This window comes from Endozoicomonas sp. ALD040 (assembly GCF_049275945.1).
Lineage (GTDB): Bacteria > Pseudomonadota > Gammaproteobacteria > Pseudomonadales > Endozoicomonadaceae > Endozoicomonas_A.
In genome coordinates this window covers 718,905-731,203 of record NZ_CP184829.1, presented here as the reverse complement: position 1 = coordinate 731,203, position 12,299 = coordinate 718,905, and the positions used below count along the sequence as shown (strand labels likewise).

Below are 12,299 nucleotides of genomic sequence, written 5' to 3'. Positions count from 1 at the left end.
AACCAGTGGTTGTCAAAAGGCAATCCACTGGATTTTGTTGTTGGGTGGCGTAGTTATTTCTGAACGTGGTTTACGATGATGGCGAGAGTTTTTTCTATTTTGTCAAAACGTTCGTCGTGCTGGTCAAAACGTTTGTCGTGCTGGTCAAGACGTTTGTCGAGCTGGTCAAAACGTTCGTCGTGCTGGTCAAGACGTTTGTCGAGCTGGTCAAAACGTTTGTCATGCTGGTCAAAACGTTTGTCATGCTGGTCAAAACGTTTGTCGTGCTGATCAAAACGTTTGCGGTTCTCAGACTGGTAAGCCTCGATCTTGCGGTCTTGCCGCTCAAACATGAGCCGGGTCTCTCGCTGGTTTTCGAGCACAATCTTCTGTGTTTCCCCAGTAATCTCGATGAGCCGGTGTACAGCGTTATCCAGCGATTCAAAATGGGATTCAAGTCTCTCTACACGAAATTCCAGTGACATACTGCGTACCATTATCATTTGTTGAAGGAGCAGTCAGCATAGCAGACATTGAGAGGGGGGGGGCTGGACAGATATGAAAACACTCAGCGGGCTGCTGCTGATCCTGTCAGCCTTATACATGGTGCTTATGGGGATAGATTATTTTTATCCCCAGTTTTTGCTGTCAGTGTTAGCCGATGCCTGTGAACAGGCGGTCTATGGCAGAAATAATATCACTACGCTGCTCCTGCATACTGGCCACTTTTTTGCCGATGAAGTGATTGGGAATAGATGCCAGCTGCGGAATAACCAGCATCCATTCTTCATCGTCCACAACAGTTTGGGGGCATACCTGCAATGCTTTTTTGTAACGGTGACTGCGGCTTAGAGGAGCAACAATCGATTGGTCGTCGAACTGAATTAAACTCGACTGAAGCACTACAACATAAGGATACTTGTCTGCATTATCGGCGGTGTTCAAACACACATCGAACTGTGTCATTTAGAATGTCCTCATGCCATCACTGAACAAACCATCTTCTTTAATGACTTGTTCAATTTCTTCCATGGCTTCCTTGTAAAGTTTCTTCAAACGCTCTTCCTCCAAACTTCTGACTTCAGCCTTAACGCCTTGTTCGGCGGCAGAAGAAATATTAATGTTCAACTCACGAGCCTTCTCTAACACCTCGTCATCAATGGTCACTGTGGTTTTACTTTTGCTCATGCTAATACCTACTTATTCAGTGTTTTGGTTAGTATAACAGGTGCATATCAGAACTGTTTCCCATACTTCCCAACCGCTTCAGCAGACAGCTTGCTCATTGGAGTAACTGTCTGGTAAAAAGTTTCACCAGGGGGCCACCGCCCGAAGATGAATTTCAATAGAGGGATCAAAGGATTGCACATGCACGCCCCGCTGGCGCATTCTGCTGAGCATTAAGCTTTGGCACCAGTATTTCCGGTTCTCTCGGGAAGCCCTCGTTGCTGAAGTAGGGACGCTTCTCGCTGACCACGGTAATACCACGCTTTTTCAGCACTTTTCGGGCTTTCTCGGAAGCCAGTGTTTTTTGAGTCAAGGTGCCCAGATTCATTCGTATCCCTTCGCTCTTGAGCCGCTGTATCTCTTTCTTCAACGCCTGTTGTGTTGCCGGACTCAGCAGCGACGGGTCATGTTCGTACTGCATCTTTTCCAGTAGCGTCATTCCGGCTGGAATCTCAACCTGTCCCAGATCATGCCAGCTGTTGTGAATACCACGAATGATCCCTTTTTTCTGATTAGCTTTGCAGGCTTTGTGGCCGGGATCTGAACAGACAATAATGCCAGCTTCCTGTGCCATTTTGCGTCGGACATTGTCGTCAATAAACTGGTTCATTCTCTGCAAAGGCTCGGTTGTCCATTCAAAGTTTTCAGAGATATTGGAGCCACTGTCGTTCAGGCCATAGACTTTGGTGTAGTTTTTTCTGCGATAATCCTGAAGATGCCCGGTTACCCGCGCCAGATCAGCCGCACCGTGCATGGCAGCTTCCAGATGACGTTGGAATTCACTCTTGTTGCCAGGCTCGGAGCTGAACTCTTTAGTCAGCTGCGCTGGTAAGTCAAGACGTGTAGCGTCAAAACCCGGAGGTCGAGTCACTGTTAAACCGGGAAAATAGGGCGCAACCCCAAAACAACGGATAACGTCCATTCGATCCGCAAAGCGCAATATGCGCAGATACCAGCGCACAGGGTCAGGCAGGTTCTGTTCATCTTTACCATTGACATCGTTTTCTTTGCTGATCATCGCCATTGCCATATCAGCCAGCAGCTGTTCAGGGTAATGCCCGGTCAGATCCCGTTTGAAGTACTCGGCTGACCTTGTTTCTTCCGCTGATTTGTCAACATCTTCGGCAGCTGCATCATGGTAGATAATTGCTAGAGACAGGAGTTCTTTTTCTTCTTTGCTCAGGGAACACTGCTGAAATTTCTTCAGCAATTCCATATACCAGTGCCCATTATTTCTGGCTCGCAGGACATGACTGCAACTGTGCAGGGGTTTCCACACTGCTGGCATGGTCTGTCTGCCCAGACTCTGGATCACCCGCTCCGGTCCCGGACGGCGGTAATAATGCTGCAATACCTTCAGGATGGTTTTTTCATTGTCGCCGACATTATCTGGCAGGACCGGCGGCTTGCTGAAGGCTTCTACCACAAACTGTAATGCCGCTGGTGCCGTGGCCGCCATGGGTGTTGTCGATGTACCAGAATCGCCCAGACCGAGCGATTGTTTCAGATTCTCTATGTCCCGATGAGCCTGTTGAACATGCTCTGGCCAATTCTGGTACAAAGCATGTGTTTCTCGCTGATCCCATAGTTTTTCAAGCCAGTTGATATAATCATCCTGAGAAATACCCGCAATGACTCTATTACCTTTGGGATATTCCTTCTGCACATAGGATTCAAAAGATTTCAGAACGTTTTTGTCCAGAGAAGCTCCGAAGTGAAACAGGGCCAGCAAGAAAGACTGGATGGTGTCGAGAGAAGGGAGAATACGATCATTCAGATATTGCCGTAATAACTGTTCCAGAGTGTCCTGGCGTTGCGGTTGGCTTAGCCCCCGGCAAATACGGTCAAATTCAATAACGGCTCCCGGACAGGCGGTCAAGGAGACCCTCCTGAGATGAAGCAGAGTCAGGAATTGAAATGGTCTAAAGGCAACCAGCATACAATTCATTATGCCCGGTGGCATTGTAAAAGAGAGAGAGTCGTCCATCCGGTAAATGAAGCTCAAGCACCACTTTTTCGGCAGACTTGCCCCACTTTGCAAAATCAGCCGAAACATTCGATAGGCTGTTTCCTCCTGTTTCTGAGTTTGCTCCTGATCAGTCTTTTCGTTTCTGAACATTTCCTGAGTCAGGAGCATTTCAAGCAAAGATTGAAAACGTCCTTTATGAAAAAAAGGCTGGTGAATGGGTAAGCCACCCTGTTTTAATTTCAGAAGCCCCTCGTAACTATAACAACGAGGATTTTGCACCAGCGTGATCGCCTGTTGCAATTTGTGCTCGGCATCTGGTGAGACGGTTAATTCCAGACTCAGTGCCTTTGTCCGCAAAGACATTGGCAGCAGATTCAACATGTCTCTGAAATTTTCCGGCGCTATGCCCTGTGAAATCGCAAAATAATCCAGAAAATCCTCATTCCTGGCCAGGTGTTTATTATCCAGCTCATCATCAAAATAGACCTGAACAGAGCCTGTGCGGCAGCAGTAAACAACCAGAGGCAGGGGGTCAAGTTCCAATTCCTTTTCACACAGACGCTTGTCACGCAGAATCTCGGCAATACTTGTCTGTGCTTCGTTGTATGCACAGAAGCATTTTATGTCTTCTTTGCCATATTGGGTGAGCACCAGTTCCGGGTAGTCGAGTAAAGGGGTGACATTGCCGATTTTCAATTTTGGTAAACTGAACGTTCCATCCTCTTGCAGATGTCCCGAGGTGAAACGATGAGGATAAGCTCTCCAGAGGACTTGATGGCCATGCTCAAGACGTCTAAGAAGTGATGATTGCAGATCAGGCAGTAGTTTTGCTCGCAGCGTTTCCGGAGTGGCGCTTGAATCTATCAGCAAACGTGAAGTAGCTGCATCATATTTATAGGCATACAGGCATTTTGGATCAACAATGCCTACCATCGATTCACCAAAATCCGTTTTTTGCATGGGCCTGGTGGGCATCATTCCCCCCGGCAGGGCGAGAGTGAAAGGCCTTGGTGCCCCCTTACCCGAAAAGTATTCTTTTTCTTCATACAAATCAATTCGCCGGAGCGCCAGGCGTCCAGTCTCTGCGGCCCGCAGTAGCTCTTGTCGCTCAGACTCCCTGGAAGGAGCGGGTAGCAGCCTTCTGGTCGATTCGCAGACTGTCCATTGGCCAGAGGCCGTTACCGACTGGGTGTCAGACTTTGATTGTGTGGGAGGGTAAAGGTTTGCAGTGGTTCCCGTTCCCTGGGCAACATTCATGGTAATACTCCTGTAAAACTTATTACTTACCTGCTTTCCTGTGGGGCTACCTTTTTTTGGAGTCACTGGCTGGCAAAAAGTTCCAACTGGCTGGCAAAAAGTTCCACTTTGACTTCATAGCGAGATCAAAGGACTGAGCACGTCCACCCTTCTGGCGCATTTTGCTGGGCATCAAGCTTTGCTATCTTCTCAGGCACCAGCATTTCCCGTTCTTTCGGGAAACCTTGGTTGGTAAAGTAGGGACGCTTCTCGCTGACCACTGCAATACCTCGCTGTTCCAGCACCTTTCGGGCTTCCTCCGAAGCCAGCGTGGTTTGCGTCAAGGTGCCAGGATTCATCCGAATACCTTCGCTCCTCAGCCGTTGCACCTCTTTCGCTAATGCTTTTTGTGTTGCCGGGCTCAGCAGTGACGGGTCATGTTCGTACTGCATCTTTTCCAGCAGCGTCATTCCGGCAGGAATCGTCACCTGCCTGAGATCATACCAGCTGTTATGAATACCACGAGTGATCCCTTTTTTCTGATCCGCCTTGCAGGCTTTGTGGCTGGGGTCTGAGCAGACAATAATGCCGGCCTGCTGAGCCATTTTGCGGCGGACATTGTCGTCAATAAACTGATTCATTCTCTGCACTGGTTCAGTTGTCCATTCAAAGTTTTCAGAGATCTTTGAACCATCGCTATTCAGACCGTAGACCCGGGTGTAGCTTTTTTTGCGCCGATCTTGAAGCTGCCCGGTTACTCGCGCCAGATCAGCCGCACCGTGCATGGCGGCTTCGAGATGACGCTGGAATTCAGTCTTGTTGTCAGGCTCGGCGGTAAAATCTCGAGTCAGCTGCGCTGGCAGGTCAAGACGTGTAGCGTCAAAACCCAGGGTTCGAGTCACCGTTAATCCGGGAAAATCAGCCCCAATCCCACGGCAACGGATAAAGTCCATTCGATCTGCAAAGCGTAATATGCGCAGATACCAGCGCACAGAGTCAGGCAGGTTCTGTTCATCCTTACCCTCGACATCGTTTTCCTTGCTGACCATTGCCAGCACTATATTCTCCAGCAGCTGTTTGGGGTAGTGCCCGGTCAGGTCCCGTTTGAAGTACTCGGCTGACTTTGTTTCTTCCACTGATTTGTCAACATCTTCGGCAGCAGCGTCATGGTAGATAATCGCCAGAGACAGGAGTTCTTTTTCTTCTTTGCCCAGAGAACACTGCTGAAATTTCTTCAGCAATTCCATATACCAGTGCCCATTATTCCTGGCTCGCAGGACATGACTGCAACTGTGCAGGGGTTTCCACACTGCTGGCATGGTCTGTCTGCCAAGGCTCCGGACCACCCGTTCCGGTCCCGGACGGCGGTAATAATGCAGCAATACCTTCAGAATGGTTTTTTCATTATCGCCGACAGTATCTGGCAGGACCGGCGGCTTGCTGAAGGCGTCCACCACAAACTTTAATGCCGCCGGTGCCTGAGCTGACAATGCTGTTGCCGATGGGCCTGAATCGACCTGATCGAGAGATTGTTGCAGGTCCCTGATGTCCCGTTCAGCCTGCCGGACATGCTCCGGCCAATTCTGGTACAAAGAATGTGTTGCTCGTTGATCCCACAGTTTTTTAAGCCATGTGATGTAATCATCCGCAGAAAAATCAGCAATAACTTTCTTACCTTCAGGATATTCCTTACGCAAATAGGATTGAAAAGATTTCAGAAAGTTTTTGTTCAGGGAAGCTCCGAAGGAAAACAGGGCTAGCAACTGAGACTCGACGGTGTCGAGAGTGGGACGGTAACAATCGTTCAAATGTTGCCGCAATATCTGTTCCAGAGCGTCCTGCCGTTGCTGTTGACTAAGCCCCTGGCAAATGCGGTCAAATTCAACAAGGGCTCCCGGACAGGTGGACAAAGCGATCTTCCTGAGATGGAGCAGAGTCAGGAATTGAATGGGTCTAAAGGCAACCAGCATACAATTCATTATGCCCGGTGGCATTATGTAAGAGAGAAAGCTGTCCATTCGGTAAATGAAATACAGGCACCACTTTTTCGGCAAACTTGCCCCACTTTGCAAAATCAGCCGAAACATTCGGTAGGCTGTTTCTTCCTGTTGCTGAGATTGCTCCTGAGCAGAGTTTTCGTTTCTGATCATTTCCAGAACAGTGTTTTCGTTTCTGATCATTTCCTGAGTCAGGAGCATTTCAAGCAAAGATTCAAAATCTCCTTCCTGAAAAAAAGGCTGGTGAATTGCCAAGCCACTCTGTTTTAATTTCAGAAGCTCCTCGTAACTGTAAAAACGAGGATTACTGACCAGTTTGATGGCCTGTTGTAACTTTTGCCTGGCATCTGCAGAGACGGTTAATTCCGAACTCAGTGCCTCTGTCCGCAAAGACATTGGCAGAAGATTCAACATGGCTCTGAAATTTTCCGGGGCTATGCCCTGTGAAATCGCAAAATAATCCAGAGAATCTTCATTCCTGGCCAGGTGTTTATTGTTCAGCTCATCATCAAAATAAACCTCAACAGAACCTGTGCGATAGCAATATATAACCAGAGGCAGGGGGGATTTAATCTTCAATACCTTTTCACACTGACGCTTGTCCCCCAGGATCTCGGCAATATTTATCTGTGCATCTTTGTATGCACAGAAGCATTTGATGTCTTTTTTGTCATATTGGGTGAGCACCAGTTCCGGGTAGTCGAGTAAAGGGGTGTCATTGTCGGATTTCAATTTTGGTAAACTGAACGTTCCATCCTCTTGCAGATGTCCTGAGGTAAAACGATGAGGATAAACTCTCCAGATGACCTGATTGCCATGCTCAAGACGTCTATTGAGCGATGATTGCAGATCAGGCAATAGTTTTGCACGCAGTGTTTCCGGAGTGACGCCGGGCTCTATCAGCACACGTCCAGTAGATGCATCATATTTATAGACATACAGGCATTGTGGATCAACAATGCCTACCATCCATTTACCAAAATCTGCTTTTGGCATGGGCCTAGTGGGCATCATTCCCCCCGGCAGGGCGATTGTGAAGGGCCTTGGTGCCCTCTGACCCGAGAAGTAATCGTTTTCTATATTCAATCTGATTCGCCGAAACGCCAGGCGTCCAGTCTCTGCGGCTCGCAGTAGGTCTTGTCGCTCAGACTCCCTGGAAGGAGCGGGCAGCAGCCTGCTGGTGGATTCGCAGACTGTCCATTGGCCAGAGGTCGTTACCGACTGGGTGTCAGACTTTGATTGCGTGGGAGGGTAAAGGTTTGCAGAGGTTCTCGTTTCGTGAGTAACATTCATTGGAAATCTCCAAAATTAATATTTACCACTTTCGTAAAGGTGATTTCTGCGCTTTTAGAGTGACTGGCTGGAAAAAAGTTCCATGATCGAGGGGGGAGAGTATGAATTCACATAGTACCTCTTTAATGAATTGTTGTTGTTGCTCTTGACTGGGTTTCCGGGTGGATGGTCAATCAAATTTATGGTTGTCCTTGTTTCTTCTTCTTTTGCTTTTCTGAAGTAATTGTTTGGTATCAGGTTATTTTAATTTTTTCATAATTTCTTCACAAATAGGAAAAATTGTTTTAAATAATTCCTCGTTATCCTTCCCTGCTTTGTCTGGGTGTATTCTTAATAACAGCTTTTTATATTTTTTCCTGAACTCATCTCTGCTTGGTATTCCTTGTATTTTAAAATCGGATAAGTTGGGGTCAATTAATAGACGATTGTACCTCTCAAGTAACTGAGCTCTGTCACTCATTTCAACAGATTCATAAGTTTTGTATGAGTTATCTGACCTTGACGAACGGCTATCAGATTCAGTGTCCGAGTAAGACTCTGAGCAATGACTGTGATCGGATCCGGGACGAGTTTCTCTTGATGAAGGACTATCAGTCTCAGAAGAGTAGGACTCTGAGTAATGACTGTGATCGGATCCGGGACGAGTTTCTCTTGATGAACGACTATCAGCCTCAGAAGAGTAAGACTCTGAGTAATGACTGTGATCGGATCCGGGACGAGTTTCTCTTGATGAACGACTATCAGCCTCAGAAGAGTAAGACTCTGAGTAATGACTGTGATCGGATCCGGGACGAGTTTCTCTTGATGAACGACTATCAGCCTCAGAAGAGTAAGACTCTGAGTAATGACTGTGATCGGATCCATAAAGAGTTTTTCTTGACGAATGGCTATCAGCCTCAGAGTCCGACTCTGAGCAATGACTGTGATCAGATCCGTAAGGAGTTTTTCCAGACGAATGGCTTTCAGCCTCAGAATCCGACTCTGACCAGTGAGTGTGTTTAGATCCGTAACGAGTTTTTTTTGACGGAGGGCTATCAGCCTCAGAGTCAGACTCTGAGCAATAACTGCGATCAGATCCATAACGAGTTTTTGATGACGAAGAGCTTTCAGTCTCAGAGTGAGACGCTGACCAATGACTGCTATCAGATCCGTAACGAGTTTTTGTTGACGAAAGACTATCAGTTTCGGAACTCGATGAGATTATTCTTTCAGAAACTTTTGTCTGTTTTTGATGTCTTCCATACTTTTTTGGTATTTCCTTTTTTTTCTCCCTATTGTTAGATTCATCTTCACTTAACCGGAATGAGCGGCGTATACCGGCTTTGCTGCCAACACTATTCAAGTTGAACTCCTGTTTATTAAATCAACCGGACAGGCTCATTGCGAATGGCCTCAATAGTTAGAGTGATTATCTGGGAAAAAGTTCCGGCAAGGTCCTATTGCCTGGTCATGGACTTCATAGCGAGATCAAAGGATTGTTCATGCCAACCTGCTGGCGTGTTCTCAATCAAGCTTGGCTATCTTTTTTGGCACCAGCATTTTCCGTTTTCTCGGGAAGCCATCGTTGTTAAAGTAAGGACGCTTCTCGCTGACCACAACAATACCCCGCTCCCTCAGCACTTTTTGGGCTTCCTCCGAATACAGCGTTTCCTGGGTCAAGGTGCCCGGGTTCATCCGTATACCTTCGCTCTTCAGTCGCTGCACCTCTTGTGCCATGGCCTGTTGTGTTGTCTGGCTGAGCAGCGAAGGGTCATGTTCGTACTGCATCTTTTCCAGCAGCGTCATTCCGGCCGGAAGCTTTACCTGCCCCAGATCATACCAGCTGTTATGAATACCATAAGTGATCCCTTTGTTCTGATCCGCCTTGCAGGCTTGGTGGTTGGGGTCTGAACAGACAATAATCCCGGCCGCCTGAGCGATTTTGCGCCGGACATTGTCGTCAATAAACTGGTCCATTCTCCGCACTGGCTCAGTTGTCCATTCAAAGTTTTCAGAGATCTTTGCGCCATTGTCGTCCAGACCGTAGACTTGGGTGTAGTTTTTTTTGCGCTGATCCAGAAGTTGCCCGGTTATCCGCGCCAGATCAGCCGCACCATGCATGGCGGCTTCCAGATGTCGTTGGAATTTACTCTTGTTGCAAGACCAGGAGCTAAACTCACTGGTTAGATGTGATGGTAAGTCAAGACGTGTAGCGTCAAAACCCAGAGGTCGAGTCACCGTTAATCTGGGAAAATCAGCACCAACCCCGCAACCACGGATAACATCCATTCGATCTGCAAAACGCAATATTCGCAGATACCAGCGCACAGCGTCAGGCAGGTTCTGCTCCTCTTTACCCTTAACATCGTTTTCTTTGCTGACTATCGCCTTTGCCATATCAGCCAGCAGCTTTTCAGGGTAGTGTCCGGCCAGGTCCCGTTTGAAATAATCAGCTGAGCTTGATTCTTCCAATGATTTGTCGACATCTTCGGCAGCCGCATCATGGTAGATAATCGCCAGCGACAGGAGTTCTTTTTCGTCCGGGCGCAAGGAGCACTGCTGAAATTTCTCCAGCAATTCCATATACCAGAGCCCATTATTTCTGGCCCGCAGGACATGACTGCAACTGTGCAGTGGTTTCCACACGGTTGGCATGGTTTGCATGCCAAGGCTCTGGATCACCCGTTCCGGTCCCGGACGGCGGTAATAATGTTGCAATACCTTCAGGATGGTTTTTTCATTATCGCCGACAAGATCAGGCAGGACTGGCGCTCTGCTGAAGGCGTCCACCACAAACTTTAATGCTGCTGGTGTTTCGGTTGCCAATGGTGTTGCCAGATTGTGAGAATCGTCCAGACCGAGAGATTGTCTCAGATCTTTGATGTCCTGCTGAGCCTGCCGGACATGCTTTGGCCAATTCTGGTAGAAAGGATATGTTTCCCGTTGCTCCCATAGTTTTTTGACCCATTTGACATAATCAGCCACGGAAAAATCATCAATGATATTTTCATCTTCTTCGCAATACCTATCGAGATAGGATTCAAGACTATCCAGAACGTTTTTGTCTACGGAAATCTGGTAATGAAACAGGGCCAATAAGCTGAGCTGAATATGTTTGAGGGTTATATTCCAGAGAGTTACCACATATTTTAATACCCTTCTCAGGCAATCCTGCTGCTGCCGTTTACTGAGACCGCGACAGATACGGTCAAATTCAACGACGCTTCCCGGACAGCCGGTCAAAGGGTACCACTTGAGATGTTCCAGAGTCAGGAACTCAAATGGAGCAGAGGTAGCCACAAAACAATCGAATATTCCAGCCGGGATTACAGGTACGCGGGGACCATCCATGTTCTTAATGCGATAAAAATACTCCTCCAGCCTCGCACCGCTGCGCAGAAGCAACTGACATAAGCGCCGGGCTTCGTCCTCCTGTTTCGGGGTCTGCTCGTGTTCTGGCTGGTCGTTTCTGAACACTTCGGAATCCAGCAGCATGCCAAGTAAAGATTGAACTTTTCCTTTATGAAAAAAACACTGGTGAATTGGCAAGCCACTTTGTTTTAACTCCAGAAGCTTCTCATAACTGTAAACAAAGGGATCACTTACCAGCTCGATGGCCTGTTGTTGTTTGTGTATGACATCCGGATCAACTGAGACGGTTGATTCCGAACTCAGTGCCTTTGCCCGCAAAGACATTGGCAGCAGATTCAAGATGTCTCTGAAATGATCTGGAGCCAAGCCCTGTGAAAACGCTAAATCATCCAGAGATCGCTCATTCCTGGTCAGATATGGACTGTCCAGCTCATCAGCAAAATAGACCTGTACAGAACCTGTGCGGTGGCAATAAACAACCAGAGGCAAAGGTCCGATCTTCAATACCTTTTCACACTGGTGCTTGTCCTTCAGGATGTCGGAAATATTTATCTGTGCATCCTTATATACGCAAAAGCATTTGATGTCTTTTTTACTGTATTTGTTGAGCAACAGTTCCGGGAAGTCAAATAAGCGGGTGCCATCGTCGAGTTTCAATTTTGGTAAACTGAATGTCCCATCCGCTTGCAGATGGCCTGAGGTGAAACGATGAGGGTAAATTTTCCAAATGACCTGATTGCAACGCTCAAGACGTACATCGAGCAATGATTGCAGGTGAGGTAGTAGTTTTATTAACAGTTGTTCCGGAGATTTGCCGTACTGGAGGTATCTGGTCTCTGCATCACGTTTATAGACATACAGGCATTCTGGATCAACAATGCCTACCATACATTGACCGAACCCTTCTGGCATGGCCTCATTGGGCATCATTTCCCCCGGCAGGGCGAGGGTGAAGGGTCTTGGTGCCCCCTGAACTGAAAAGTAATTGTCTTCTTCAGTCAATTTAATTCGCCGAAACGCCAGGCGTCCACTTTCAGCGGCCAGCAGTAGCTTATGTCGCTCAGACTCCCCGGAAGGATCGGGCAGCAGCCTGCTGGTGGATTCGCAGACTGTCCATTGGCCAGAGGCCGTTACCGACTGGGTGTCAGACTTTGATTGCGGGGGAGGATACAGGCTTGCAAAGGTCCCTGTTCCCTGGGCAACATCCATGGTAATACTCCTGTAAAATAAATTACTTAACCATTTCC

Annotated in this window: 8 protein-coding genes; 1 reads left to right on the top strand and 7 read right to left on the bottom strand. The window is 47.7% G+C overall.

The window, feature by feature from the left end; translation table 11 throughout:
* Positions 1-53: 53 nt before the first annotated feature.
* The 6 genes from ACOJUN_RS02570 to ACOJUN_RS02545 form a co-directional block, all read right to left on the bottom strand.
* Positions 54-464 (bottom strand): hypothetical protein, encoded by a 411-nt coding sequence (locus ACOJUN_RS02570; RefSeq protein WP_422135108.1) that lies wholly within the window; start codon positions 462-464, stop codon positions 54-56.
* A gap of 169 nt (positions 465-633) precedes the next feature.
* Positions 634-945, bottom strand: a complete 312-nt coding sequence (locus ACOJUN_RS02565; protein ID WP_422135107.1) for a CcdB family protein — start codon at positions 943-945, stop codon at positions 634-636.
* Complete coding sequence (locus ACOJUN_RS02560; RefSeq protein WP_422135106.1) at positions 946-1,167, bottom strand: type II toxin-antitoxin system CcdA family antitoxin; 222 nt, start codon at positions 1,165-1,167, stop codon at positions 946-948.
* A gap of 166 nt (positions 1,168-1,333) precedes the next feature.
* Complete coding sequence (locus tag ACOJUN_RS02555; protein WP_422135105.1) at positions 1,334-4,432, bottom strand: hypothetical protein; 3,099 nt, start codon at positions 4,430-4,432, stop codon at positions 1,334-1,336.
* Positions 4,433-4,557: 125 nt separating this feature from the next.
* Positions 4,558-7,701: a hypothetical protein gene (locus tag ACOJUN_RS02550; protein WP_422135104.1), complete on the bottom strand. Its 3,144-nt coding sequence runs from the start codon at positions 7,699-7,701 to the stop codon at positions 4,558-4,560.
* A gap of 238 nt (positions 7,702-7,939) precedes the next feature.
* Positions 7,940-8,161: a hypothetical protein gene (locus tag ACOJUN_RS02545; protein ID WP_422135103.1), complete on the bottom strand. Its 222-nt coding sequence runs from the start codon at positions 8,159-8,161 to the stop codon at positions 7,940-7,942.
* Positions 8,162-8,355: 194 nt separating this feature from the next.
* On the opposite strand from ACOJUN_RS02545, the gene ACOJUN_RS02540 reads away from it, so the two are divergent.
* A complete protein-coding gene (locus ACOJUN_RS02540) occupies positions 8,356-8,703 on the top strand; it encodes a hypothetical protein (protein WP_422135102.1) in 348 nt (115 codons plus the stop codon).
* Between the two features lie 501 nt (positions 8,704-9,204).
* Here the strand turns inward: ACOJUN_RS02540 and ACOJUN_RS02535 are convergent.
* Positions 9,205-12,261 (bottom strand): hypothetical protein, encoded by a 3,057-nt coding sequence (locus ACOJUN_RS02535; protein ID WP_422135101.1) that lies wholly within the window; start codon positions 12,259-12,261, stop codon positions 9,205-9,207.
* Between the last annotated feature and the right edge of the window lie 38 nt (positions 12,262-12,299).